This window comes from Rhizobium sp. 10N414, from assembly GCF_056394785.1.
Genome location: NZ_JBFTIN010000006.1, coordinates 171,035 through 196,436, shown reverse-complemented (window position 1 = coordinate 196,436; position 25,402 = coordinate 171,035). Strand labels below are relative to the sequence as shown.

At 59.9% G+C, this 25,402-nt stretch carries 20 protein-coding genes; 7 read left to right on the top strand and 13 right to left on the bottom strand.

The features are described from left to right. The coding region (locus AC1DE4_RS09035; RefSeq protein WP_477881099.1) for a transposase domain-containing protein at positions 1–140 on the top strand (140 nt) is incomplete at its 5' end. 123 nt (positions 141–263) lie between these two features. Here AC1DE4_RS09035 and AC1DE4_RS09030 read toward each other — a convergent pair. The 4 genes from AC1DE4_RS09030 to AC1DE4_RS09015 all read right to left on the bottom strand — a co-directional run bounded on the left by AC1DE4_RS09030 (position 264) and on the right by AC1DE4_RS09015 (position 5,572). Further along, the gene (locus tag AC1DE4_RS09030) at positions 264–692 is read right to left on the bottom strand and encodes a helix-turn-helix domain-containing protein (protein ID WP_246779213.1); all 429 of its coding nucleotides are present in this window, start codon (positions 690–692) and stop codon (positions 264–266) included. Positions 693–889: 197 nt separating this feature from the next. Then, positions 890–2,581 (bottom strand): aspartate-alanine antiporter, encoded by a 1,692-nt coding sequence (gene aspT, locus AC1DE4_RS09025; RefSeq protein ID WP_169680669.1) that lies wholly within the window; start codon positions 2,579–2,581, stop codon positions 890–892. 64 nt (positions 2,582–2,645) lie between these two features. After that, on the bottom strand, positions 2,646–4,271 hold the full coding sequence (locus tag AC1DE4_RS09020; protein WP_169680671.1) for a bifunctional aspartate transaminase/aspartate 4-decarboxylase: 1,626 nt from the start codon (positions 4,269–4,271) through the stop codon (positions 2,646–2,648). Positions 4,272–4,747: 476 nt separating this feature from the next. Beyond that, complete coding sequence (locus AC1DE4_RS09015; RefSeq protein ID WP_477881078.1) at positions 4,748–5,572, bottom strand: hypothetical protein; 825 nt, start codon at positions 5,570–5,572, stop codon at positions 4,748–4,750. A gap of 404 nt (positions 5,573–5,976) precedes the next feature. Here AC1DE4_RS09015 and AC1DE4_RS09010 point away from each other — a divergent pair, with 404 nt between their 5' ends. From AC1DE4_RS09010 to aspT (AC1DE4_RS09000), 3 genes are all read left to right on the top strand, one after another. Then, positions 5,977–6,210, top strand: a complete 234-nt coding sequence (locus AC1DE4_RS09010; RefSeq protein WP_477881076.1) for a nodulation protein — start codon at positions 5,977–5,979, stop codon at positions 6,208–6,210. Between the two features lie 450 nt (positions 6,211–6,660). Further along, positions 6,661–9,366, top strand: coding sequence for a decarboxylase (locus AC1DE4_RS09005; RefSeq protein WP_477881074.1), 2,706 nt, complete (start codon positions 6,661–6,663; stop codon positions 9,364–9,366). 143 nt (positions 9,367–9,509) lie between these two features. Beyond that, a complete protein-coding gene (gene aspT / locus AC1DE4_RS09000) occupies positions 9,510–11,201 on the top strand; it encodes an aspartate-alanine antiporter (RefSeq protein WP_477881072.1) in 1,692 nt (563 codons plus the stop codon). A 674-nt stretch (positions 11,202–11,875) separates the two neighbouring features. Here aspT (AC1DE4_RS09000) and AC1DE4_RS08995 read toward each other — a convergent pair. The 8 genes from AC1DE4_RS08995 to iolE all read right to left on the bottom strand — a co-directional run bounded on the left by AC1DE4_RS08995 (position 11,876) and on the right by iolE (position 19,417). Next, positions 11,876–12,181: a MurR/RpiR family transcriptional regulator gene (locus tag AC1DE4_RS08995; RefSeq protein ID WP_025659238.1), complete on the bottom strand. Its 306-nt coding sequence runs from the start codon at positions 12,179–12,181 to the stop codon at positions 11,876–11,878. A gap of 75 nt (positions 12,182–12,256) precedes the next feature. Further along, entirely contained in the window at positions 12,257–13,225 is a 969-nt protein-coding gene (locus AC1DE4_RS08990; RefSeq protein ID WP_169680676.1) for a sugar phosphate isomerase/epimerase family protein, read from the bottom strand. Positions 13,226–13,241: 16 nt separating this feature from the next. Next, a complete protein-coding gene (gene iolG, locus AC1DE4_RS08985) occupies positions 13,242–14,234 on the bottom strand; it encodes an inositol 2-dehydrogenase (protein WP_169680678.1) in 993 nt (330 codons plus the stop codon). A 67-nt stretch (positions 14,235–14,301) separates the two neighbouring features. Next, positions 14,302–15,120 (bottom strand): carbohydrate ABC transporter permease, encoded by an 819-nt coding sequence (locus AC1DE4_RS08980; RefSeq protein WP_025659235.1) that lies wholly within the window; start codon positions 15,118–15,120, stop codon positions 14,302–14,304. Then, a complete protein-coding gene (locus AC1DE4_RS08975; RefSeq protein ID WP_192240479.1) occupies positions 15,117–16,052 on the bottom strand; it encodes a carbohydrate ABC transporter permease in 936 nt (311 codons plus the stop codon). The genes AC1DE4_RS08980 and AC1DE4_RS08975 overlap by 4 nt, the downstream gene beginning before the upstream one ends. Continuing rightward, positions 16,049–17,377 carry an extracellular solute-binding protein gene (locus tag AC1DE4_RS08970; protein WP_477881067.1) on the bottom strand — a complete coding sequence of 443 codons (1,329 nt, stop codon included), beginning with the start codon at positions 17,375–17,377 and terminating at the stop codon, positions 16,049–16,051. Before AC1DE4_RS08970 ends, AC1DE4_RS08975 begins: the two co-directional genes overlap by 4 nt. Next, positions 17,374–18,474 carry an ABC transporter ATP-binding protein gene (locus AC1DE4_RS08965; protein WP_025659232.1) on the bottom strand — a complete coding sequence of 367 codons (1,101 nt, stop codon included), beginning with the start codon at positions 18,472–18,474 and terminating at the stop codon, positions 17,374–17,376. Before AC1DE4_RS08965 ends, AC1DE4_RS08970 begins: the two co-directional genes overlap by 4 nt. Positions 18,475–18,484: 10 nt before the next feature. Next, entirely contained in the window at positions 18,485–19,417 is a 933-nt protein-coding gene (iolE, locus tag AC1DE4_RS08960) for a myo-inosose-2 dehydratase (RefSeq protein WP_025659231.1), read from the bottom strand. 355 nt (positions 19,418–19,772) lie between these two features. Here iolE and mocR (AC1DE4_RS08955) point away from each other — a divergent pair, with 355 nt between their 5' ends. Both mocR (AC1DE4_RS08955) and AC1DE4_RS08950 read left to right on the top strand, forming a co-directional pair. Further along, entirely contained in the window at positions 19,773–21,260 is a 1,488-nt protein-coding gene (mocR, locus tag AC1DE4_RS08955; RefSeq protein WP_477881064.1) for a rhizopine catabolism transcriptional regulator MocR, read from the top strand. A 101-nt stretch (positions 21,261–21,361) separates the two neighbouring features. Beyond that, positions 21,362–22,597 (top strand): DegT/DnrJ/EryC1/StrS family aminotransferase, encoded by a 1,236-nt coding sequence (locus tag AC1DE4_RS08950; protein ID WP_477881062.1) that lies wholly within the window; start codon positions 21,362–21,364, stop codon positions 22,595–22,597. A 40-nt stretch (positions 22,598–22,637) separates the two neighbouring features. Here AC1DE4_RS08950 and mocR (AC1DE4_RS08945) read toward each other — a convergent pair whose 3' ends face one another. Then, the gene (gene mocR / locus AC1DE4_RS08945; protein WP_477881060.1) at positions 22,638–24,113 is read right to left on the bottom strand and encodes a rhizopine catabolism transcriptional regulator MocR; all 1,476 of its coding nucleotides are present in this window, start codon (positions 24,111–24,113) and stop codon (positions 22,638–22,640) included. Positions 24,114–24,254: 141 nt separating this feature from the next. Here mocR (AC1DE4_RS08945) and AC1DE4_RS08940 point away from each other — a divergent pair, with 141 nt between their 5' ends. Beyond that, positions 24,255–25,382, top strand: coding sequence for a Gfo/Idh/MocA family protein (locus AC1DE4_RS08940; protein WP_477881058.1), 1,128 nt, complete (start codon positions 24,255–24,257; stop codon positions 25,380–25,382). Positions 25,383–25,402 lie beyond the last annotated feature (20 nt).

The window sequence follows — 25,402 nt, the reverse complement described above, 5'->3', positions numbered from 1 at the left end:
TCTTGCAGACAGCCAAGATGAACAACGTCGATCCACTCGACTGGCTCTCCCAGACCCTGACCCGCATCGCTCAAGGCTGGCCTGTATCTGAGCTCGAGGCGCTCATGCCGTGGAACTTCAAGTCCCACGCCATCGGCTGACCGCTTACGGATCCGAAAGGCGCATGACTGCGGTAACGGTGGCCCTTTGGCGACCATCCGGAGCGTTTTGTCAGCTTCGTGTTCGTTGACGTTTCATCGATAAAAGTAAGGCGAGCCAGAGCCTTATCGAAGAATGGCTTGCGCCTTTCGAGCCATAGACTTCTCGCCCGAGCGATTTCCGGGCGATGCTGCTCGCTTGCCATGAGGCTTTTTTTTATGGCTCAAACCGAGCCGGTGCAACATGCGTCCAACGCTCGAGCGATGCACAATGACGCCGCGCTCTGCAAGCTCGAGGCACAATTCGTCAAGCGTCAAATCACCCTTCTCAGCCATACGTTCACGGAACCATGTTCCATGGTCGCTCAACTTGCCGCCACCGACATGGCCCTGTCGTCTTGGCAACAGAGAGCCCGTTTCACGCTTCAGGATAACAAGGTTATTCACAAACCGAGGCGACACACGGAAATGCCGAGACGCCTCGCGATGGGTGTTACCCTCTTCAACGAACGCAACAACACGGGAACGCAACTCGATCGGATGTGATTTGCCCATGACCGGTCTCCTTCCAGCTACGAAGGAATCACAAATCGGCCGATTCGAGAACCTGAATCAAAAAACGGGCGACGCGCTTTAGTCAATAATGCTGCTTCCATGTGCACAGGACTGATATCAGACCCAGAGATGACGATGGTGACCACTTGGGCCCAAGCGGTCACCTCGGCAAGACACGCTACCTTACCTACGGCAAACTAGCCAAGCAACAGGACCACGACCATCCCCCAGATCGTCAGCAGCGTGTTGCCGATGGCGTAGGTCACGGTGTAGCCCAGCGCGGGAACCTGGCTCTTTGCCGCGTCCGTGATCATGCCGAGCGCCGCCGTGGTGGTACGCGCTCCGGCGCAGGCACCGAACAGGATGGCTGGGTCGAACTTGAACAGGTATTTGCCGGTGTACATCGCCAGGAACAGCGGAACGGACGTCGCAACCACACCCCAGAGGAACAGGCTTACTCCAAGCTCCTTCAGCCCAGCGACGAAGCCGGGGCCGGCGCTGATGCCGACCACGGCGATGAAGACGTTGAGGCCGACCGAATTCATGAACCAGACGGTCGAGGACGGGATCCGTCCGAAGGTCGGATGCACCGAGCGAAGCCAACCGAAGACAAGGCCGGAAATCAGTGCGCCGCCGGCGGTTGACAGCGTCAGGGGCACACCGCCGACGTTGAGGACGAACGCCCCGACCAACGCGCCGAGGACGATCGCGGCGCCGATGAAGGCGACGTCGGCGACGTCGGTGGCGCGATCGGGGTAACCGATGTCTTTCGTCGCCGCGGTGATGTCCTGCGGGCGCCCGACGAGGGTGAGAATGTCGCCGCGATGGATCTTGGTATCCGGCAGGATCGGGATCACGGTCGCGGTCGCACCGCGAACGATCTTGCGCAGGAAGACGCCGCGCACCGTAGGCGACTTGGCGAGTTCGGACAGCGTTTTGCCGTCGACCGCCTTGGACGTGACGTAGATGTCGACGCCCTCGGCGCGGACATTCTGAAGCTCGGGATCGTTTACTTCCTCGGCGGCCTGGCCGAGCACCTCGACCAGCACGTCACGCGGACCGGCCACGGCGACGACGTCTCCGGCCCTGAGTACCGTATCGGCGGTCGCCTCCTCGATCCGGCCGTCACGGCGGATGCGCTCGACGAAAACGCGCGCGTCCGGCACCATCGCCTCGGCTTGCTTCGCGGTCATGCCCACGGCGCGGCCTTCCGGCTTGATAAGGTAGGCCCTGAGTTCGAAGCGGTGCCAGGCCGATCCCGCTCCGCCGAACTCCGCCGCGGCGCTGTGGCGCGCCTCGTAATCCTTGCAGGCGGCGACGAGGTCGATCCCGAGGAGCCGCGGGCCAACCAACGCCAGAATGACCGCCGATCCGGCGGTACCGAAGATGTAGGTCACCGCGTATGCGATAGGCATCGCGTTGAGCGTCGCCTGGGTCTGTTCTGCCGCCAGTCCGAGCCGGTTTATCGCGTCGGTGGCAAGGCCCATGGAGGCAGAGATTGTCTGCGAGCCGGCATAGAGGCCGGCGGCCGAGCCGACATCGTAGCCGGCGATCATTGCAACGATCACCGGAACTATCAGGCAGTAGATGCAGACGACCACGGAAAAGATCGCCTGCGGCAGACCGTCGGAAGCGATACCGCGCACGAACTGCGGTCCAACGCCGTAGCCGACCGCAAACAGGAACATCAGGAAGAAGACCGATTTGACGTTTGGCGATATGACGATGCCGAGCTGCCCGATGACCACGGCGGCGAGCAGGGTCGAGGTGACGGCACCGAGACCGAGACCCTTATAGGTGAACTTGCCAACGAAATAGCCGATCGCAAGCGACAGGAAGATGGCGATTTCGGGATATTTCTGAAGCGTTGCGGCAAACCATTGAAGCATGGTGGCGATCTCCGGCGTAGGATCTCTTCGGCTGCGTCTTCTACAAATCGAATAGCGACCCGCCCTACGGCTGAGCCGTCTCGCCCTTGGCGGCGCGGTAGGCCTGCAGATAACCTCGCGCCACCGCACGGATGGCCCTGCCGATCGAATCGTAGGCCTCGTCCGGCAGGTTGGCAAAGGACACGCGCACCGACCAGTTCGGCGCCTCGAAGCCCGATCCGTTCAGCACCACGATGCCATGGTCCTCGGCTAGCTTGAAGGCGATATCGAGCGGATGAACGTTCTCCTTCACCCAGTCCGTCACCTCGTCGCCTACATATTTGCGCGCCCAGTATTCATAGTCGATGATGCCGTAGTAGCGGTCGAAATAGGGGCGAGCCTTGAACTCGATCCCCATTCCGTTCATCAGCTTGTCGAACCGGCGTTGGCAGATGGCCATGCACGCCTTCTGATAGATCTTTTCCTCGTCCATCATTTCCACGAGGCTGAACAGCGACATCATCACCTGTTGCGGGAGCGACAGGCCGGCCGTGTGGTTCAGCGCCACATCGCGGCTATCGGCGACGATGCGATCGATGAACTTGAGATCGCGGGGATGCGGCGTCAGAGCCTTGTAGCGCGCGTCGAGAAGTTTTTGCGTGGCCTCGGGCATCTTTCGGAGCATCTTGTCGAAGATGTTGTCCTGGGCGACGGCGACGACGCCGAGGCGCCAGCCGGTGCATCCGAAATACTTCGAATAGGAATAGACGCCGATCGTGTTGTGAGGCAGATGGCCCATGACGGATTCGAAATTCGGCACGAAGGTGCCGTAGACGTCATCCGTCAGGATCATCAGGTCTGGGCGCTTTGATTTGACGAATTTGACCAGCCGGTCCATGCTTTCCGGATCGATCGCGACCGCGGAGGGATTGCCGGGATTGACGATGAACAGCGCCTTGACTGACTTGTCCTCGAGCGGTTTCAGGTCTTCCTCGGTCAACTGGAAACGGTCTTCCGCCTCCGCCGAAACATGGATCTGCTTCAGCGAATAGTCCTCGAGATGCGGCATCTCGAGATAGGGCGTGAAGATCGGCGTGACGAGCGCAATCGTATCACCGGAGTTCAGAAGGCGCGCATTCTTGAGCGCCTTGAAGATGTAGCACATGGCCGCGGTGCCGCCTTCGACCGGGTAGAGGTCGAATTTTGCGGTCGGGCGGTGGCCAGCGCACATGGCCCACATCAGATATTCATGAGTAATCGCTTCGTTGTGCACCAACGCGCGGTCGGGAACCGGATAGTGGTCGCCGATAATCGAATCCGTGAGTTCGTTGACGAACTTGTCAGGCTCGAAGGCGAATTTCTTGATGGCAAAATCCACCACAGCGTCGAGCGTCTCAGCGCCGGGCGTGTCCGGATCGCCCTTGCGCTTTTCCACCCATGCCTTCAACCGCTTGTAGCATCCGTCGACGGGCGGCATTCCCGCGAGACCCGCTTCTTCATCGAAGGAAACACGCTTGGCCTCGGTCAGCGCGAACTGACCGAGAAGGAAGAAAGCTTCGCGCGCCTTGGTTGCGATCCAGTTGGGGTTGCCTCGCCCGGCGTTGAGATATGCACGACCCGACTTGTCGGCCTGAGCCAGCCTGATGAGTTCGTCCTTGATCTCAAAGGGGCTGAGATCGACAAATTTTGCGTAGATTCCCGCTTCCGTCATTATCATTCCTCCCACTGTGGTATGCCTGCCGGGCACTGGACACATCGAAATGCGGACTTCGAGTTCTGCTAGTTGGAAAGGTATCCGATGAGATTGCAACGGCAAAGAATGTTACACCTTCAAGTGGGGTAGTATACGGTATCCTACACCCTTTAAGGCATGCATCACCGATGTGCTCTCACCCTTTTATCACTGCCGCATACCAATAAGAGCGCCGACAACCTCGACGCCACGGCGACAGTCGACGATATTGATCCGGACGATTTCGACGACGCAATGAAGGGTTTCTCCCGTCTGCAAGCTTCGTCCTAATACGAGACACGCGCCCCGGACCAAGCGGGAAGCCATTTCGCCGGCACTGGTTTTCGAGCGGGTAAGGAGCGCACATGCATTGACCAAGCATCGGAAGCAGAAGCCGGCTGGAGACGGTTAGCCTGGCCACTCGCTTCCGAGAGCCGATATCTCCAGGGCGTAGCCTATTCTTGGGGCCGCGACGTCGCACCCGCTCCGAATGGGGCTGCCACAGCCGCCGCGATTGATCGCGCGATGGCCATCTGGGCGTCGAGAATGCTTCGACCCTTTATATTGACGTCGTAGTCGCTCGACCACACGACTGCACTGTCTGCCCCCCGGACCAGGCGTGCGATTGCTCGCACATCATCAGCCTCCAGGCGTATGCTACCTTGCAGAGTGTATGTCGTGTCGGCGTTGGTTTTTGCGCCCTCAGTGACCACGACCAGTTCTTTGGACTTCACGAGATTGACGACGATTTCATTTTTCAGCCCACTCAGGACTTCATTCGAGACCCTGGTTTCTTCGTTGGTCGTAAAGGGCTTGACTAAAATCGTTGGACGGCCGCTCGTGAACGCCTGCTTCAAAACAGGGTTATCGCTTTCGGCAATTGACGCCATCACCACGGCAGCAAGTAAGATGAATACAGCACCGATCATGATCCAACGAGGCAATCTGCTTTCGCGCTTCGGCGGCTCGATTGACGCCTGCTCGATCGATGGCTTTGTAGCGGCAGAAACCGTTTGCGCTTCATCTTCAGTCCTGGTGCCACCCTCAATCGCCTGTTTCGCGAAAGCTGGAACGTAACTGCCAGTTGGAACGGTAATCAGTACCTCATCCATTGAGCCGCTCGTCAGATAGTACCGCTCAAGAGCACTCCGAAGCTGGCGTGCTGCCATTCGTACGCAAGGATCATTCTGCATATCGAATGAGGCGTCGCGTCCGAAAACGCTGGTTGCAATAGTGAATGCCTTCAGATAGGCGGCGCGTCCTTCGAGTGTCTCGTTCACGATGAACTGCAAAAACCTGTGCCCGCGATCGGGGAGAATGAAGTCTGGGCTCGACAGTATGCGATCCAAATGTTCTCGGACCTCGCCGGGAGAGGGGTGCGAGTGTACGCCGTCGGGTTGACTTCTCATCTGGGTCCTTCCGACAAGTGGACAACTAAAGGCATGTCGATGCTAGATTATCGACATGTAGTGACATGGCAATTGGCTTCCTTAAACACGCCAAAAAAAAGGCCGCGCAATTTCACGGCGGCCAGAACGGGCACGGAAACAGAACATACCGTAATTTACTTCCGCGTGGGCGCGCGGTTGTTACACTGTTATCGGTTAGAGGATCGCCAATGGGGAAGGATTGGATAGAGGAGGACGGCTGCCGTGGGACCGCGCAATCTGGATTGCGTCGGTTGATGCTCAAGCTGCCTGCGCAACGCCAACTGCTCCAGAAACTGCCCGCGTCCAGTTCATGGCCGTTCTTTTGCAATCTTCTTGAAGCCTACGATGAGGGTTGCGTCGCACTGGAAGCCTTCCGGCGTGACGGTGCTGACCGCTTTTATATCGAGGAGTACGAGACGACGGTCGCTGAATTGGAAGCTGATATCGTCAGGGACCTTGCGCGCGTCGTTTGGCCACCGGACGGGTAGAATAGGATGTCGGGAAAGACAGAGGCCGGGGGGAGGCTGCAGCGCGAAAACCATCGGTCGAGGAGGAAGTGAGTAGGTTACAGACGGTCTGCGGTATACTACCGTATTTTACTTCGCATGTTGCAGCCGTTGAGTGATCCTGAGTTCGGCCCGCTAGGGCTGTGATGCTGTCCCGTCGCGCACGACGCCGGCTAGCTACGGCTCCGCTTCAGGGCTGACGGGACGGAATGCCAGATACTGAGTCTAGGCTACACTGCCGACAATAGTCCATTCGCGACCTGGGACTAATGCTGACGTTGGCCTGAAATGGATGGGGGTCGGTATACGGCTCCGCTCGCCTTGCAGTGCCTTTAGAAGCTGGCGACCTGCAGCAGGCCACTCCAATCGTCTGTGCAGTGACAATTCGTCAACTGTAGAGAATCTTCAATAAAAGGGTGTTGGGAGCATCAGATGCCAAAAAAAACCGCAGACAATCAGTCTCTGCTGATGCATTCGGGGCGTGCCGACAACTGGCGCGAGGTCACGTCTCTGGCCGACGCGTGGGCCGCACAACGGGGAGGGCGGGAGGCGCTGGAGGCAGCGCTCGCCGCCATAGAAGCCGTAGAGGAATACCACGCTTATCCCGGTGCGCGATTGCGCCAAGCACTGGCCGAGCGCATTGCTTCAAACGACCCCAGCGGGGCGGCCAGACTGGCTCGGCGCATCTCCAACGGCCTTCTGACGGATGCCTATCGCAGCCGTCCCGAGGAGTGGGATGTCAACGACCACCTGTCGCCAAACGAGGTGGTCGATATTATGCCGCCAGCCACGGGTGAGACTCGTGCTCATCGCCCCTATTTCGAGGTCCTGTTCGTCAACAGCCAACCTGCCGCACGATGGCCCGCCTTGGCCGGTGAGCTCCGCAGGATGCGCCGTCACGAGGATTCCTTCATCTACGAGCCCATCTTTGTCGGCTCCTTCGAGGATGCGGTTTGCGCTGCGGCATTGAACCCATCTATCATCTCCGTCGTCCTTGCGGAGGGATTCCCTTACCGCTCGCGCCACGACGCGCCAGTGTTGCGCTCCGTCCTAAATCCGCTGCTTGGCGAGGCGGAAAGCCCCGAGGTCTCGGCGCTGCACTTGGCACGCATATTGAAGCGGATCCGACCGGAACTCGACATTTACTTGCTGTCCGACCGTCAGGTCGAGAAAATTGCCGGTGATCCGGCGGCGGATTCGATACGGCGCATCTTCTATTCCGTCGAGGAACCGCTGGAGCTGCATCTCGCGATCATCGAAGGCGTGCAGGCACGGTACGAGACGCCCTTCTTCGACAACCTGAAAAAATATGCACGGCGACCCATTGGTACGTTCCATGCCCTGCCCATTGCTCGCGGCAAGTCTGTCTTCAAGTCGGACTGGATCCGCGACATGGGCGAATTTTATGGCCTCAACCTGTTCTTAGCAGAGAGCAGCGCGACAACGGGCGGCCTCGACAGCCTCCTGGAGCCTACCGGCAACATCAAGCGATCGCAGGAAATGGCTGCCCGCGCCTTCGGTGCCGACCACGTCTTTTTCGTTACCAACGGCACGTCCACCTCCAACAAGATGGCCGTCCAGGCGCTGCTGGCCCCGGGCGACATCGCGGTGGTCGACCGCAACTGCCACAAATCGCATCACTACGGCATGGTTCTAACGGGTGCGCAGCCATACTACGTCGAGGCTTTCCCGATGACGGAATACTCGATGTACGGGGCAGTGCCACTCGCCACCATCAAACGTGCATTGCTGGCGTTGAAAGCGGAGGGGCGGCTCAATCGCCTAAAGCTGCTTGACCTGACCAACTGCACCTTCGATGGGCACATGTACAATGTCAGGCGGGTGATGGAGGAGTGCCTTGCCATAAAGCCGGATCTGATCTTCCTCTGGGACGAGGCGTGGTCGGGATTTGCCCGGTTCTCTCCCTTCCTGCGACCTCGAACTGCCATGGGAGCCGCGGCCGATATCGAGGAATGGTTGCGCGATCCCGCCTCCATCAGTGCCTATGAGAAGCAAAGCGCCAATCTCGGAGATAACCCTTCCGACGAGACACTTCTGGCCACCCGGCTGATCCCCGATCCGCGGCTTGTACGCCTTCGCGTCTATCAGACAAACTCGACGCATAAGTCGATGTCGGCGATCCGGCAGGGCTCCATGCTCCTCGTCAAGGATGTGGACTTTCATACGGTTGAAGCTCAGTTCCACGAGGCAGTCTTCACGCATGCATCAACGAGCCCCAACCAGCAACTGATCGCCAGCCTGGACGTCGCGCGTCGACAGATGGAACTTGAAGGCTATGGCCTGGTGATGAACGCAATCGAGATTGCGTTGAAGATCCGTCGGGCAATCAATGAGCATCAGCTGATCTCGAAATACTTCCGTGTCCTCGGTGCCGACGAGATGATACCAGCCGCGTACCGCCAGTCGGGCTTCCAGGACTACCTCGCGCCCGGCTCGAACTGGGCCACCGCGGTCAAAGCGATGCAGGAGGATGAGTTCTATCTTGATCCGACGCGCATGACGCTTGTCTGCGGAACCGCTGGTTTCGACGGAACGCAATTCAAGGGATTGCTGGCGAGCGAGTACGGGATCCAGCTCAACAAGACGTCGCGCAATAGCGTGCTACTCCAGTCGAACATCAACAACACGCGTAGCGACGTGGCCCACCTGATCCGCGTTCTCGTCGAGATTTGTCTCGGCATTGAGAAGCGCCTCGCCGACGGTGGACAGGCAGAAAGAGCCGCCTTCGATGCGCGCGTCAAATCCCTGATGACTGACGTGCCGGACCTTCCCAATTTCAGCCATTTCCACGAAACCTTTCGCGGTGATGCGGGTAAAACAACACCCGAAGGCGACATGCGGACCGCCTTCTTCAATGCCTACGACGCCGCGCGTTGCGAGTATGTCCCGCTGCTCGGTGCTGAGTGCGATCGCAGACTGCGGGAGGGACCGGAAATGATTTCGGCCAATTTCGTCATACCCTATCCGCCGGGGTTTCCGATCATGGTGCCGGGTCAAGTGCTGACGCAGGAGACCATCGATTTCATGCGCAAATTGGATGTGAAGGAGATTCACGGTTACGAGAGAGCCAGGGGGCTAAAATTGCTCAAACCTAAGGCTGCAGGCGCTAAGCGCTGAGCCATTGCTTCAGGAGCGCCGGCTTCGCGCTCCATAATGCCGCGTCGCTACGGCATGCCGTAGCGAGGCACTGCTGACTTCTGGCGTGCGGATAGTTGGCGATCATATCTGGCCTTTAGAAGGGGAGAGGGGGCAATCTGGTCATGTCTTGGGTCGCGCAATTCCTCGTGAAGTATCCGGAACTCGCAGTGTTTCTTGCGATCAGCATCGGATATTTGGTCGGGGGCATCAAATTCGGAGGTTTTACCCTTGGACCCGTCACGGGCTCTCTTTTTGCGGGCATCCTGATAGGTCAATTCGCCGACGTCCCAATTGCCGCCATGGCAAAATCCTTCCTGTTCCTTCTGTTTCTGTTCGGTATTGGCTACTCTGTCGGACCTCAGTTCATGCAAGCCTTGAAACGAGACGGTCTCAAGCCGGTATTGCTTGCCGTCGTTGTATGTGTGACCGGGTTGCTGACGGCGGTGGCGGTTGCCAAGGCTCTTGGTCTTGATCCGGGTTTCGCGGCGGGGCTCGTTTCGGGCGCGCTGACCGAAAGCCCGGCCATGGGCACGGCAACCGAGGCGATCAATGGGCTGGCACTGACGGAAGCCGAGCGCGCGAGGCTGGTGGCACACATCGCTGTCGCGGATGCGGTGTGCTATATCTTCGGCGCCGTTGGAGTGATCTTATTCTGCAGCGTCGTCGGCCCGAGGCTGATGCGCATCGATTTGCGTGCAGAGGCACTTAAGCTGGAGCAGGAACTCGGGATATCTCGCAAGACGCCCGGCGTGGCATCTGCCTGGCATCGCTTCGAAATGCGCGCGTATCGGATCGCGGACGCCGCGCCGATCGCTGGTCTGACATTGAGCGCCGCGGAGGCGAAATTTCCCGAGCACAGGCTCTTTATCCTGCGCCTGCGACGGGGGAGCACGATCATCGAGGCGGAGACGCAGATGGTGATTGCTCCCGGCGATGTCGTGGCCGTCTCAGGGCCGAGGGAGGCACTCGTGGCCGTGCTTGGCCCGCGCGCCGAAGAGGTCGAGGATCGTGAACTTCTTGATGTCCCGATACTAGCCGCAGACGTGCTGTTGACCAACCGTGAGCTTGCGGGCCGAAAGCTCGATGACATTGCCAAGGAGGGTTGGACACGTGGTCTATATCTCCGCGCCGTCAGCCGTGGCGGCGTGGAGATCCCCGTAGGGCCGGGGATCCACGTCGAGCGAGGCGACATTTTGCGCCTGGTCGGGCCGGAGGCGACTGTGTCGCGTGCGGAAAAACAGATCGGTGTCGTCATCGCACCGATAACGACGACGGATTTCTTCGTTCTCGGTCTTGCGATATTCTTCGGTGGACTTGTCGGCATCCTCGTCACCTTTCCGATCGGCGACATGCGGATTTCGTTGAGCACGAGTGTGGGCACGCTGCTGGCGGGCCTGCTGGTTGGGCATCTGCGCACGCGCTTCCCCCTCTTCGGGCGGATTCCAGATGCTGCTGTATCGCTTATGACTGCGCTTGGCCTTGCCGCATTCGTCGCAATGACGGGGCTGCACGCTGGGCCGCTGTTTGTTGCTGCAATCGCCGAAGCGGGTGTGGGGCTTCTGTTTGGCGGCATGATCGTCACCATTGCACCGATGATTGTAGGGCTCTATTTCGGCCGCTACGTGCTTCGCATGAACCCCATCCTGCTACTCGGGGGGCTGGCCGGCGCGCAGACGATGACTGCCGGCATGGCGGCCGTCCAGGATCGATCGGGAAGTACCGTTGCGGTTCTCGGATACACACCGGCTGTACCCATCGGCCATATTCTCCTCACGACCTGGGGGACCTTGATCGTCAACATCGTCGCGAATTAACGGGTATCCCAAAAAGCTACTATCTGTGTTGATCGCAATTGCCAGTGGCCATGCGTATTGAACCGACGGCGATTTGGTCACTCTACCGCCCCCCACGTCTCGCAGGCGCGATCAAGTGACAAAGCGCCCTGTCAGGCACGTAGCCTTCGAACCAACCTTCGAGGTTCGGACCTTATGTTCTGCTGCCTTTTTCGCTGCCAACTGGGGTGGCGAAACGATTGGAGCAAGTCGCGAGGGTGGCAATTCGGGAGCGTTGAAAGGGGAGGTACGCGACAACAGGTTCCCGGCATCCTATTCCAGTGCAGGTTCAGTTCAGGCAGAGTGTGAGCCACGGTCGGGGTCGCACGCAGATTGGCCAGTGCGACCAGTTCGCCCTTGCGCTTACGGTCGAATTCGTCCCGGTGCATCCAAAAGGATCGTCTCCCGATCATCTGTTTCTTGCCGAAGCGCGAGCGACGCACCGACCTGCCTAACCTCCAGCACTGTGCGTTACGCATCGCGAACGGGGGCAGTGCAACGTTTCCGGTTTCGGATTGGCACCGACCGCCGCCGGGGCCGGCGACAGCGACCGTGGTCGCCGGACGACTGGCTGCTTCCTGCGGCGGCGATCACGGAAGCGATGGTCGTAAGACCGCATTGAGTTCTTCAATGGTTTCCGCAAACACGGCGACAGTTTACAATGCCCAGAAAAATGGCTCCGGGCCCGCCATTTCGCGCAGCCGCGCTTGAAACAGCACTTTCATCTCGCGGAAATCCTTGAAGCCCACATGGCGGACAAATCTTGAGACTGATGTCGGCGATACGCCACACAAGGTTGCAAGCGTCTTGCTGCTCTCGAAGGCGACAATCTCAGGATTCGCCAGCGCGAAGCGTGCCACCTGTCGAAGCTGATCGGGAAAATCCAACTGGCCGCTCGCAATCAACTGGTTGAGATGATGATAATTGTGCGGCGCCGTCCGCCGTGCGGAAATGTCTATCATGTTGACCTCGTGGGGTTTGTGGGGCGGAAGCGCAAACGCTGCTGTGCGGTCGCTTCCGCCACCATCGCGCCCTGGTCAGGCGCTCGCATCCGGACGACGCCTTGGCTCGCCGAGGTTGATGGCGGCGTTGCGCAACAGCTCGACAGATTTGCGCATTCCCTCCATCGGCGACATCATCAAGTCCTCATGCTCGATCGACAGCACGTCGTCGTAGCCGACCTGCTTGAGCGCCGTACAGAACTGCCGCCACCAGGTTTCCCCATGGCCATAGCCAAGTGTGATGTAGTTCCAGGTACGTTCGGCGTAGCGGTCGCCGGGACGCGGGTCGAGCACGCCGTCGATGGCCGCGGGCACCGGTTCGACGCGGGTGTCCTTGGCGTGGACATAGTAAATGGCCGAACCGAGCTGGCGGACCGCGGCGATCGGGTCGGCGCCCATCCACATCGGATGGCTCGGATCGTAGTTGGCGCCTACGGTCTCGCCCACTGCATCGCGCAGCTTTATCAGCGTGTGGACGTTGTAGACGGCCTGGTGGCCATGCAGTTCGAGGCACAGCTTGTGGATGCCGAGGTTGTTGGAATAGGCGACTAGATTGCGCCAATAGGGGATCAGCTTTTCTTCCCATTGGTATTTCTGGATTTCGAGGCATTCCGGCGGCCAGTCGGTGATGATCCAGTTTGGATTGGCATCGCCGGGGCCGCCCGGCAACCCCGACATCAGGACGACGCGGTCGATGCCCAGGAGGCTTGCGAGCTTGATAGTCTTCTCCGTCACCTTGTGATGCTCGGCGCCCTTCGCCCCCGGATGCAGCGGATTGCCGGAGCAGTTCAGGGCGGCGATCGTCATGCCGTGATCCTTGACGGCAGCGACGAATTCCCGGCGCGTCGTGTCACTATCGAGCATGGCATCGAGGTTGATATGAGGTGCGCTCGACCAGTTGCCGCAGGCAAATTCGAGGGTCTCCAGCCCGAGTTCGGCCGACGCCCGCAGCATGTCCTTGAACGACAAGCCGCCGAGGCTGTCGGTGATCATTCCTATTTTCATCGTATCAATCCCAGTCTTAGAACTTGATCGGTTCGAAGCGGCCGGACTTTGCCGACGCAAGGGCGGCTTCGCAGAGGATCATTGCCTTGCGTCCGTCGCTCGCGCCGACATCCGGCTTCTTGTTGGCAAGCACGCACTCGATGAAGTGATCGAGCTCGGCGTAGTAGGAGTCCATGTAGCGCTCGACGAAGAAGTAGAGCGGCTTGTCGCGCGATACGGCCTCGGAGCCGAAGGCTTCAACCGAGGTCGGCATGCGGTTGCCGGCTCGCAGCATGCCGTTCGAACCGTGTACTTCGATGCGTTGGTCATACCCATAAACGGCGCGGACACTGTTGTTGATATGGCATTGGCGGCCGGAGGCGGTGCGCAGGACGAACATCGCGGTGTCGTAATCGCCGTGCTTGGCATAGTAGGGCAGTACCAGGCAGGATCCGGTCGCAAACAGCTCGACGGGCTCCTCGCCGAGTAGGTTGCGCGCCATGTCGAAGTCGTGGATCGTCATTTCGCGGAAAACACCGCCGCCGCCGGCAAGCGCTTCCTCGGTCTCCGCCTCAGGGTCGCGGCTGGTGATGATCACCTGTTCAACGGAACCGATCTCGCCGGCATCGAGACGCTCCTTGAGAGCGCGGAAGCTGGGGTCGAAGCGGCGGTTGAAGCCGATCTGGAACAGCGCGCCGGCCTTTTCGATTGCCGCGAGGCATTCATCTGTACGGCCGATGTCGAGATCGATCGGCTTCTCGCAGAAGATCGCCTTGCCCTTCGCCGCTGCCACCATGGCAAGCTCGGCATGGGTCTTGGTGGCCGAGGCTATCATCACCGCCTTGATGGTCGGATCCGAAAGCGCCGTCTCGGTGTCGACGATCTTCGCGCCTGTCTGCGCGGCGATGCGTTGCGCCGCTTCGGGGCGCGGGTCGACGATATAACGAAGCCGTGCCTTCGGATGGCGCGCAAGGTTTCCTGCATGGACGCTGCCGATCAGGCCGGCGCCAAACAAACAAATGTCGATCATTTCAGTTACTCTCTCCTCGGGCCGGTTCGACCGGCCATTGATGGACAATGCGGACCTCGATCCGCGGCTATTTGACCGCTCCCATGGTCAGGCCACGCACTAGGTGGCGTTGTACGAGCAGGGCGAAGACGACGATGGGCAACGCTCCGATCACGCCGGCCGCCGCCATGGATGCCCAATCGGTGTCGATGCGGCCGATCAAAGTCGCCGTGCCGCGCGGCATGGTCATGGCCTTTGGGGTGGCGGTCAGTGCCAGGGCGAACATGAACTCGTTAAAGGTCACGATCACGGCGAAGATGGCGGTTGCGGCAATGCCAGGAGCCGCCAGCGGCAAGGTCACTCGGCGAAAGGCACCGAACCGGGAGTCGCCGTCGACCATGGCGGCCTCCTCGAGGTCGACCGGAATTTCTCGGAAGAAGCTTTCCATCATCCAGACGCAGAAGGTCACGTTGAAGGCGGTATAGGTGATGATCAGGCCGAGCCACTGGTCAAGCAGGCCAAGACGCAGCATCAGCAGGTAGACCGGGATCAGGATTACCACCGGCGGCACGATGCGCAGCGTCAGCAACAGCAGGCCGATCTTGCGTTCCAGCAAGAAAGGCAGACGAAAGCGGGCCATCGCATAGGCGCCCAGCGTGCCGAGAACCAAAGCGATGGAGACCGACACGGTTGTCACTACCAGCGAGTTGGTCAAATAGGCGCCGAAGTTCTTCTCCGAAAAGAGCCGCAGATAATTGTCGAAGGTCGGTACATGGGGGTAGAGCGTGCCTTCCTGCGTGATTTCCTTGTTGGACTTAAGCGATGTCGAGACCAGCCAGTAGATTGGCACCAGGACGATGAACACGATGAACGACGTCACACTGGCCCTTGCGAGACGGGAATTCATTCCTGAGCCTCCTTCTGAAGAAGACGAACGGCCGTAAGCGCCATGGCGAGCACGATCAGTCCGACAGTGACGAACATTGCCGAGGCGTATCCGGTTTGTTGAAACTTGAAGGCGGTATCATAGCCGTAGATCGAGACGAGCTTGGTCGCTTCGCCGGGGCCGCCGCGGGTCAGCACGAAGACTTGGTCGAAGGTCCCGAAGGCGTCGATCGTCCTGAGCACGATGGCGATAGCTAGCACCGGTCGCATCATCGGCAGCGTCAGATCGACGAAGCTGCGCCAAGCGCCCGCACCGTCGACGCGGGCCGCTTCGAACGGTTCCTGCGGCAAGGATTGCAAACCTGCGAGCAGGATGAGGAACATCAGCGGCGTCCATTCCCAAACGTCGAGAACAACAAGACCGATGAAGGCGTTGACCGGATCGCCAAGGATCTGGACCTGACCGCCGCCAATCGCCACGGAGAGGGCCGTGATCATGCCGGCGTCGCTGGCATAGATCAGACGAAACAGGATCGCCACCACGACAGGTGTGATCACCATCGGTATGATGAGTACCGTTCTGAGAAGTCGGATGCCTTTGAATTCGCGGAGGCAGAACAATGCCAGCGCAAAGCCGAGCACGGTCTCGATTGCCACCGCCAGGAAGACGAACCTGATACTCACCCACAGAGCGTTGAGGAACTGGTCGTCGCTCCAGAGGCGCACATAGTTATCCAGCCCGGCCCAGCCAACCGCCGTGCCGTAGCGGTAGGCTTGCACGCTGGCGCGCAAGCCGTCCCAGAATGGATAGACCAGGACGCAGAGCACGACCAGGACCGCGGGTGCCAGCATCAGGTAGGGCAAGGCAAGATCTAGTCCGGCGCCCTGAAGCCGTTGTTTGGTCAGGATCTGGCCCTTCGGGTTCATTGATAGTATCCCGCCCTTCGGGTTCATTGATAATATCCCGCCTCAGCGAGGTATTCCTTGACCTCATTGGCCGCTGCGTCCATCGCGGCTCCGCCGCCAGAGCCGGCCTGAAGCGCTTTGTTGAGCTCGATGCCGAGCAGCTCCTCAACCTTTGCCCATTCCGGCATACGCGGCCGGGGCAGCGCGCCGGCGTCAAGCTGCTGGAGCGCGACCGGGATCAAACGATTGCCGGGCTTGGCGATGCCAAACGCGCTGCGCTTGACCGGGATCATTCCGGCTTCGGCGACCTTCGCCTGGGTATCTGCGCTCGTATACCACTTGAGGAATTCGATCGCGTTCGCCTTGTTCGGCGCCGACTTCGGTACGCCGGCTATGAAGATCCCGAGCTGTGAAATGGCCTTCACCTGCTTCGGAACAACCCCGAAGTCGAGTTTGCCGACCACCTTGGACTGGGCCGGATCGTCGGACTTCAGTGCATTGCCGGAATATTGGATGATCGCGCCGGCATCGCCGCCAAGGATGGCCGCCCCTTCTTGATCGGAGTCGAATTCGACCACGCCCGCCGGAGCGTTCTGCTTCATGGTGCCGACGAAGAAGTCAGAGGCGGCCTTACCGGCTTCCGAGTTGAACGTCGGGTTCCACTTGTCATCGAAGAACTCGCCGCCGAACGACAGGAAGATCGAATACCAGCTGGTGACGATCGAGTTGCCGGCGACGCCGCGGAAGACGACCGGATACTTGATCTTGCCCGACGCGACGCCTTCCTTACCTTTGGAGATCACCTCGTCCCAGGTCTTCGGCGCTCCGTTGGTATAGACATCGTTGCGATAGGTCAGCGTCTGCAGATCGCCGATGAAGGGCGCGCAGATCAGGGTCGGCGTTGCATCCTTGAATGCGGCGACACGCGGGCCGCTTCGTGGCGGCCAGAAACCCATATCGATTAGCGGGCCGATCCAGTCCTTGTCATCGACGCCAAGGCCGGCGGCGCCCAGATCCTCGAGCACATTGGCTGCGCCGAATTGCGGTACCCACGGATCGTCAAGCAGATAGAGGTCGTATTGCCCCGCGCCGTTCTGGGCGTCGGCGAACCACTTCTCGAGGGTCACGCCGTATTCGTCTTCCAGGAAGTCGATGTCGAAGCCTGCTTCCTTGGCAAGCGGGATGATTTTCTGCTTGAACGGGGTCAGGCCGCCATCGGCGAACGCGCCGATAATAACTTTCTTGCCGGCAGCCTTAGCAGGCGCCGGAATGATCAAGGTACCGATGCTGGTGGAGGCGAGTGCCAGCAAAACCGTTGCCTTGAGTAGGGAACGGCGGGATGTCGTCAGGTAGGATTTCTTATCGTCCGTCATGCTCTGTTCCTCTCTGTTTTTTCCACTCTATGAACAGCGGTTTTGCCAGCCGTATCGAAGAAGCAGGCATTGCCGACATCGAAGGAGACGCCAATGTGGTCTCCCACCGACGCCCGGAAGCCGCGATCGGCGCGCACTGTCAGCCGCCCGCCGTCGACACGCACATCGACCAGGGTTTCGTTGCCCATCGGTTCGACCACGTAGATTTCACCGGCCATCGAGCCCGTGACACCTGGCTCAGTTAAATGCAGATCTTCCGGCCGAATGCCGAGTTCGGTAACACTGGCTGCGCGGCAGGCCTCAAAGCGCTCACCCCTGATCGCGAGGCGGGCGCCGCCGACCCGGATGTCTGTTCCGTCCGCCTTGACCGGCAGGACGTTCATCGGCGGATTGCCGACGAACGTGGCGACGAAGCGGTTGGCCGGGCGGTCATAGACTTCGGCTGGCGCCGCCAGCTGCTGCAAATCACCACCGTGCATGACGGCGATCAGATCTGCCATCGTGAGGGCTTCGGCCTGGTCGTGGGTAACGTATATCGTCGTTGAGCCGAGGCGCTGGCAGAGCCGTTTAATCTCGCCGCGCATGGTCAGGCGCAGACGGGCGTCGAGATTGGACAATGGCTCGTCCATTAGGAATGCCGTCGGATTGCGGACAATTGCACGGGCAAGGGCAACACGTTGCCGCTGGCCGCCGGAAAGCTGGCGAGCGCGCCGGGTCAGTAGATGGTCGATCTCCAAGATCGCGGCAACCTCAGCGATCTTGGCCTTGCGCTCGTGATCGGGCATGCCGCGGAGCCACAGTGGGTAGCCGATGTTTTCCTCAATTGTCATCTGCGGGTAAAGCGCATAGCTCTGGAACACCATGGCGATGTCACGATCGCGCGGCTGCAACCGCGTGACATCGCGTTCGCCGATCAGCACCTGGCCGGCGGTCGGCATTTCGAGGCCAGCGAGAATGCGTAACGCCGTAGTCTTGCCGCAGCCCGACGGACCTAGCAGTGCAAGGAAGGCGTGGTCGGGCACGCTGAGGTTGAGGGATTTCAGGACGTTGAACGCCCCGAAGCTCTTGACGACACCGTTGTAGCGAACGGAACTCATGGCCACCTCGTCAGGTTGTTTGGCAATTGGAAGCCGGGATACCTCGATCCGCGACGGTAAGCCCAGCCTCGATCGCCATGGCGCGAAGGTTGCGGTAGCCCATCGTTGCATAGGTGAGGGGATGGGCCTTGGCGGGATCCTGTTCAGCCTCGACAACCAGCCAGCCGGAGTAACCGGCATCGGCCAGGATCTTGAGTAGCGTCGGATAATCTTGCGCGCCGTCTCCCGGCACCGTGAAGATGCCTTCCATCACGGCGTGCATGAAGCTCCAGTCTTCGGCGCGGGCGCGCTTCAGGATCTCTGGCCGGACATCCTTGCAGTGCACGTGGACGACGCGGGCGACGTGGCGCTGCAGCAACGCTTTCGGGTCGCCACCGGAAAAGGCGCAGTGACCGGTGTCGTAGAGCAGGCCGAAGGCCTCGCCGGTATTGGCCATCAACTTGCCGATCTCGTCGTCGGTTTCGACGATCGTGCCCATGTGATGGTGGAAGGCCATCCGGACGCCGAAATCGGCAAAGCGTTCCGACAGCGTGGTGATCTTGGCGCCGTAAGCTTTCCACTCGTCGTCGGCGAGATGCGGACGTTGCGAGATCGGGTCGTGGATGGCGCCGTGGCGGCCACGCGAGGTGTCGGCGTAGACCACATGCTTGGCGCCGAGGTCGCGCAGCAGCGTCAGATGCGGTAGGATCGCCTCGAATTCCTGATCGATGTCGTGGTCGAGGATGCGGCCATCGTACCAGCCGGAGACGAGGTCGAGCTGATGCTGCTCGAGGATCGGGCCAAGCTCAGCGCTCTTGCGCGGGAACTTGCCGCCGAGCTCCGTGCCCGCAAAACCCGCCTTGCGGGTTTCCGACAGGCACACCTCCAGGGGGGTGTCTCCACCGAGTTCCGGCACGTCGTCATTCGTCCACGTGATCGGATTGATGCCAAGCCTTACTGTCATACGAGTTGTCTTTCCAATAATAGATGCTTCACTTGACGCTCCCTCTTCCTCGCGGTTGAGGGTCGCCCTACTACGCTGGCCGGAGCGCCGCATATCGAAACCCGGTGCGATTCGACCAACTGCAGGCAAGGATGGTGGGGAGATACATCTGAAGGTGCACGCCGAACCCTCCCAGCCGCGCTACCTCAATGCGAGTGTAGATCCCCCTCCAGAAATCACCCTCGATCTGCGGTTAGACTACACCTATCTGTAACCTGCACGAGTTCCAGTTTGGCGGAAAAATTAGGAACCAGTTGTCAGTGGTCGTCGGAAGACGTAGCGTGGCACATCGTCTGGTCCACGTCAGGAAACGCCTGTGTCATCCGCACGCTGTCTCCGCCAATCTTTTCCCCTCGACATGATTGCTGTCGATCGAACCAGCGAGATGTCCCTGCATCGGCAGCTGCACCGCGCGCTGGTGAAGATGATCCAGGACAGGACGCTTGCCGCCGGTACGGCCTTGCCGTCGACGCGCGAACTCGCTGCCGATCTGGCTTTGGCCCGCAACACTATCATCGCGGCCTATGACCAGCTCGTCACCGAGGGCTATCTCGTCAATCGACAGGGCGCTCGCTATGTCGTAGTGGATCTCCCTCTGTTGCCGAAATTGCAGACCCCGTCGCTGATCATCCCAAGCGAGCGGACTCTGTCGGTGCGAGGCATGGCATTGATGCACCAGCCGTTCCACCATGGATCGCCGGGATGCTTCGCCTTTCATCCGGGCATGCCCGACGCTCATAACTTTCCCTTTGGCGTCTGGGGTCGCCTGCTGGCGCGGCGGGCCAGCTTCGCCGGAGACAGCTTGTTCGGGACCTACCACGTAACAGGCTTGCCTGAACTGAAGGAGGCGATCGTCGGCTACCTGGCCTCCTCGCGCGGTGTCATCTGTACCAAGGAGCAGATCGTCATAACCACAGGCGCACAAGCGGCCTTCGATCTTCTGGCGCGCCTGCTGCTCGATCCCGGCGATCGGGTGTGGATGGAAGAGCCAGGCTACTACGGTGCCAAGGCGGCCTTCACTGTCGCTGGCGCCGATGTCCGTCCCATGCCGGTCACCCTCGAGGGATGGCAGATGGGCCGGCCTCCGAAAAACATCCGGTTGATTTATGTGACACCGGCCTGCCAGCATCCCCTTGGAACGTCAATGCGCATGGACCAGCGGCTGCAGCTGCTGGAGCTCGCGGAAAGCAGCAATGCCTGGATCATTGAGGACGATTTCGACGGCGAATATCGGTTCCAGGGCCGACCGGTTCCCGCCGTGCATGGAATGGATCGCTCCGGCAACGTCATCTACGTCGGCACCTTCGCAAAACTACTCTTTCCGGCGCTTCGTCTCGGCTTCATGGTCCTACCACCGGGCCTCTGCGATCGCATCCACCCCGCCCTCAGCACAACAGGACAGTTTCCGCCGCTCTTCCTGCAGGCAGCGCTCGCTGACTTCATCGTCGAGGGACACATGAGCCGACACCTGAAACGCATGCGGCGGATCTATGCTGGCCGCCGGCAATTCTTCTATTGGATCTGCGAGGAGCGGCTTTCCGACTACATGCAGTTGCTGAACGCCGAAGCGGGCATTCAGGTCGTTGGGCACTTGCGCAAGGGCCTGAGCGACATCCAGATCAGCGAAGCCGCGACAAGGCTCGGCATCAATGTATCACCGCTGTCGAAATACTATCAGCATGAGACACCCATCCAAGGGCTCGTGCTGGGATACGCCGCCTGTAACAACTCGCAAACGGAACTGGGGATCGGCCAGCTGGAACGAGCGTTCGAGGAACATGTCGGCGTTCCGTCCCATTCCTAGTGATAGTGGTACCATCAAACTTGTTTGAAACGGCACTTCTGAAGATACCGAAATCTGAGTAGCTTTCCTTCAACAGCAGTCGCTTACATGGGAGAGTTGCGATGTACTACTATGGGCAGGAAGAAATCGATGCACTGGCAAATGTCATCCGATCCGGCGTCCTTTTTCGGTATCACGAAGGTAGCCAGTGCGAGAAGTTCGAGAGCCGTTATTCCAACTTTCTCGGGGTCAAGCATTTCTCGTTGGCGGTGAGTGGCTCTTATGCGCTGTCAGCTGGACTGATGGGCCTCAACATCGGTCCGGGTGATGAGGTGATCATTCCCGCCCACACCTATATGGCGACCGCAACGTCGGTTCTAGCCGTTGGCGCGATCCCGGTAATCGTCGACATCGACGAGAGCGTGACGATCAGCCCTAAGGCCATCCGCGCAGCCATCGGGCCGCGAACGAAGGCCATCATCCCCGTACATATGTGGGGTGCCGCCTGTAACATGGATGAGATCATGGCTATCGCGGAGGAGTTCAACCTCTTCGTGCTGGAAGATTCGTGCCAGGGCGTCGGCGGCTCTTACAAAGGACGAAAGTTCGGCTCGATCGGCCATGCTGGCGCGTTCAGCTTCAACTACTTCAAGAATATGAGTTGCGGCGAGGGTGGTGGTCTTGCCACCAACGATCCCCAGGTCGCCGAAAGGGTGCGATGCGCCATCGATCCGTGCCACTACTATTGGCAGGGCCGAACCGACAGCATAAAGCCGTTCGCAAGTAACGGCGCCCGTGCCTCGGAATTCATGGGGGCGCTTCTCAACGTTCAACTCGACCGCATCGACGGGTTGATCTCGAGCATGCGCAGGGAGAAGAAGCGCATCATCGCGGGTACTGCGAGCCTCGACAATCTCGGCCTCAGATTGAGCCCGATGAACAGTCCGGACCACGATTGCGCAACGCACGTCATGTATCTTCTGCCTAACGCCGAGGCAGCAAACCGGTTCGTCGAGGTCTTCCCGGCCGTAATCGCCGGTAAGACCGGCCGCCACACCTACACCGAATGGGACCAGGTACTGCAGCACGAGGGCGCTTTCCACCCGGTCCTCAACCCCTACAATCTGATTGAAAACCGCGAATGCCGTCGTGAATATTCGCGAGACATGTGTGCCTCGTCGCTGGATATCCTGGCTCGCACGGTCATGGTCCCGACCGATCCGCTCCGAGCACCGGAAAAGACCGCCGATATCATCCATGACATTGCGGAAGCTGCACGTATCGCACTCACCAACGCTGCCCCGGCGTCCGCCACCGTTCGCACGTCCGGCGCCGTCGACATTCAGAAATACACCTGAGGGGGCTGCATTCCAGCGGGGCTGCGTTGCTTAATCACATTCATGCAACGCAGCCCCTGTCTTTTGACCGCAGGCTTTCCTGGAACGCGGCCCTGAGCCGCTCCAATCCTTTTTGCCGTTCAGTTGAGCCAACACCGGTATAGCCCATGATGATGCCCTGTTCCGGCGGCGAATGGCGGTAATGCGGCGAAAGCGGGCTGACGTCGACCGCGTGCGCGGCCGCCAAGCCGCAGAATTCCACGTCCGACATCGGCATCTTGAACCGGCCCACAACTTGCATGCCGGTATCGATCTGTTCGACCGACAGCCATTCGCCGAGATAGGCGTTGCATTCCCGGACGAATTCGGCCTGACGCTCGGCATAAATGCGTCGCATCTTTGCGAGGTGCTTTGCAAAGAAGCCCTCCTCGATAAAATCGGCAAGTGTCGCCTGCAGCAGAAGAGGCGGGTGTTTGCCGGTAATGCTGACGGCCGCGTCGAACGCTTGGCTCAGGCGCGCCGGCACGACGACAAAACCGATGCGGAGAGCAGGGAACATCGTCTTGCCGAAAGTGCCGACGTAAAGAACCGTGCCGTTTTTGTCGAGGCCCTGCATGGCAGGGATCGGTTTGCCGCGATAGCGATACTCGCCGTCATAGTCGTCTTCAATAATCCACGCGTTCAGGTTTTCTGCCGCGTTCAACAACTCGAGGCGATTTTCAAGACGCATCGCGAGCCCCATCGGCCATTGACAGGATGGCGTGACAAAGAAGAGCCTCGGATTCAGCTCGAAGGCGGTGCGAACGGACCATCCATCGCGGTTGACGTAGAGCGGGATCGGAACACCGCCGGCCGCCAGCATCGCGCTGAAGGCGCCGGAATATCCGGGCTCCTCGTAGCAGAAGGCGTCACCTTCATCGAGGAGAAGGCGCGCGCAGAGGTCGAAGGCCGACTGCGCCCCGGTAACGATGATGACTTGCGACGGCGTGCACTCGACGCCGCGCGAAACCCCAAGATAGTTGGCAATTGCCGTTTGTAGTCTCGGGTGACCCGAGAGCGAATGATAGCCAAAGATCTCCTCGTGGGGGTAACGGGCATGCCTCTTCAACAGGCGGGCCCATGTGGAAAACGGAAACTCCCGAATATCGGGAAAGCCCGGATGAAAAGCGATTTGCCCGGGAACGGTCTGATCCTTCGGCTGGCGGACAATGACGTTGCCGCGCCGCGACAGTTGCGGAAGATGCAGTTCGTCCTGCTGGGAGTCCGGTTTCTTGGTCGGTTCCGGCAGATCGCTGATCCACGTTCCCGAGCCTGACCTGCATTCGACATAACCCTCCGCCAGCAAGGCGTCATAGGCGGCGATCACAGTATTGCGGCTGATGTGTAGCTCGTCGGCAAGCGTGCGGCTGGAGGGCAGCCGCGTGTTAGCCTTGAGCTTCCCGCTCAGGATCAGACGGGTTAGTTCGTTGTAAAGCTGGCGGTGGAGCGCCGTCTCGGCGTCGGCCTCAAGCGTCAGCAGATCTAGGGAAAACTGCATTCGCTTTCGCATGAAGTGGCACCATCAAAAATCGCGAATTTGTCCCTTTTGCTGGGGTCATTATCGACGTTAAATTTTCTACGTCAACTATTCAGGTCCCGCCCAGCGCCGAGCCGGGTCGGCAAAGCCGGGGGGTACAAAATGAAAGTAGCCATTGTCGGGACGGGCGGCATTGCCAAGGTCCACGCACGTGCGATCCTGCATCTTGGGGGAGAAATCGCCGGCGTCTGCGGCAGTTCACTGGACTCGGCCAAGTCGTTCGGCCATGGCCGGCCTTACGGCGACATCGAACAAATGCTAGCCGAGGTAAAGCCTGACGTCGTTCACATCTGCACGCCGAACCACCTCCACAAGATTCAGGCGATCGCTGCTTTCGAAGCGGGGGCGCACGTTCTATGCGAAAAGCCCATCGCTGCTTCTATCGACGACGCCTCGCTGATGATCGAAGCTGCCGCACGTGCGGGCCGCGTCGGTGCCATCATGTATCACAATCGTGGATATCCGCTCGTGCAATTGATGCGCGAGCGTATTGCCTCTGGGGAGGTCGGGCGGCTGCTTCGCGTCGGCGGATGCTACATGAACGACGAAGGCTTGTCCCCCGATCGGTTCACCTGGCATTTCGTTTCGAAGCAGGTCGGGCGCTCATTCGCGATGATGGATATCGGCGTCCATTGGCTGGATCTAGTCGAGCATGTGACCGGCCGCTTTATCTGTGAGGTGACCGCACAGTTCAGCACCCATCACCCGAAACGCGTCTGGTCCGGCCACCCGGGGCAGGGACCGCGCCCACCCGGACGGGAGCTCGAGAACGGTGTTGAAGTGGACGTGCAAGTGGAAGATCACGCCGAGATCATGGTGCGCTTCGATAACGGCGCCTCCGGCAGTGCCACAATCAGCACGGTGTCGGCCGGCTACCCCAACCGGCTGGCGATCTCGGTGGACGGCACCAATCTCGGTTTGGATTGGACGCAACAGGAACCGGAGTGGTATCTGGAGCGGCGAGGCGAGGGCCTTTTGAAACGCTTCCGTAGGCCTAACGACCTTTCGCCTGACAAATCCTACATGACGTTCCTGCCGGCGGGCCACGCCGAGGGACACGGCGAGGCGTTCAGAAACGTCATTTCGCAAGCATGGCGCGGCATGCGGGGAAAGCCTGCGGAATTTCCAAGCTTCGAGGATGGGTTGCGGGGCTTGCGTCTCATCGAAGCCGCGATTCGGAGCGCTGCGGAACGTCGCACCGTTGCGGTCGCGCCACGAGCGGCAATCTGAGGGTCGGCAAAGTGGCACCA

Bases quoted from the DNA above. Each gene is read 5' to 3' on its own strand.
- iolG (WP_169680678.1), bottom strand. From the start codon at position 14,234: ATGATCGACATTTGTTTGTTTGGCGCCGGCCTGATCGGCAGCGTCCAT.
- AC1DE4_RS08995 (WP_025659238.1), bottom strand. From the start codon at position 12,181: ATGATAGACATTTCCGCACGGCGGACGGCGCCGCACAATTATCATCAT.
- aspT (WP_477881072.1), top strand. From the start codon at position 9,510: ATGTCTTGGGTCGCGCAATTCCTCGTGAAGTATCCGGAACTCGCAGTG.
- AC1DE4_RS09030 (WP_246779213.1), bottom strand. From the start codon at position 692: ATGGGCAAATCACATCCGATCGAGTTGCGTTCCCGTGTTGTTGCGTTC.
- AC1DE4_RS08950 (WP_477881062.1), top strand. From the start codon at position 21,362: ATGTACTACTATGGGCAGGAAGAAATCGATGCACTGGCAAATGTCATC.
- mocR (WP_477881060.1), bottom strand. From the start codon at position 24,113: ATGCAGTTTTCCCTAGATCTGCTGACGCTTGAGGCCGACGCCGAGACG.
- AC1DE4_RS09020 (WP_169680671.1), bottom strand. From the start codon at position 4,271: ATGACGGAAGCGGGAATCTACGCAAAATTTGTCGATCTCAGCCCCTTT.
- AC1DE4_RS08970 (WP_477881067.1), bottom strand. From the start codon at position 17,377: ATGACGGACGATAAGAAATCCTACCTGACGACATCCCGCCGTTCCCTA.
- AC1DE4_RS08975 (WP_192240479.1), bottom strand. From the start codon at position 16,052: ATGAACCCGAAGGGCGGGATACTATCAATGAACCCGAAGGGCCAGATC.
- AC1DE4_RS08990 (WP_169680676.1), bottom strand. From the start codon at position 13,225: ATGAAAATAGGAATGATCACCGACAGCCTCGGCGGCTTGTCGTTCAAG.
- AC1DE4_RS08980 (WP_025659235.1), bottom strand. From the start codon at position 15,120: ATGAATTCCCGTCTCGCAAGGGCCAGTGTGACGTCGTTCATCGTGTTC.
- AC1DE4_RS09005 (WP_477881074.1), top strand. From the start codon at position 6,661: ATGCCAAAAAAAACCGCAGACAATCAGTCTCTGCTGATGCATTCGGGG.
- aspT (WP_169680669.1), bottom strand. From the start codon at position 2,581: ATGCTTCAATGGTTTGCCGCAACGCTTCAGAAATATCCCGAAATCGCC.
- AC1DE4_RS08940 (WP_477881058.1), top strand. From the start codon at position 24,255: ATGAAAGTAGCCATTGTCGGGACGGGCGGCATTGCCAAGGTCCACGCA.
- AC1DE4_RS08965 (WP_025659232.1), bottom strand. From the start codon at position 18,474: ATGAGTTCCGTTCGCTACAACGGTGTCGTCAAGAGCTTCGGGGCGTTC.
- AC1DE4_RS09010 (WP_477881076.1), top strand. From the start codon at position 5,977: ATGCTCAAGCTGCCTGCGCAACGCCAACTGCTCCAGAAACTGCCCGCG.
- iolE (WP_025659231.1), bottom strand. From the start codon at position 19,417: ATGACAGTAAGGCTTGGCATCAATCCGATCACGTGGACGAATGACGAC.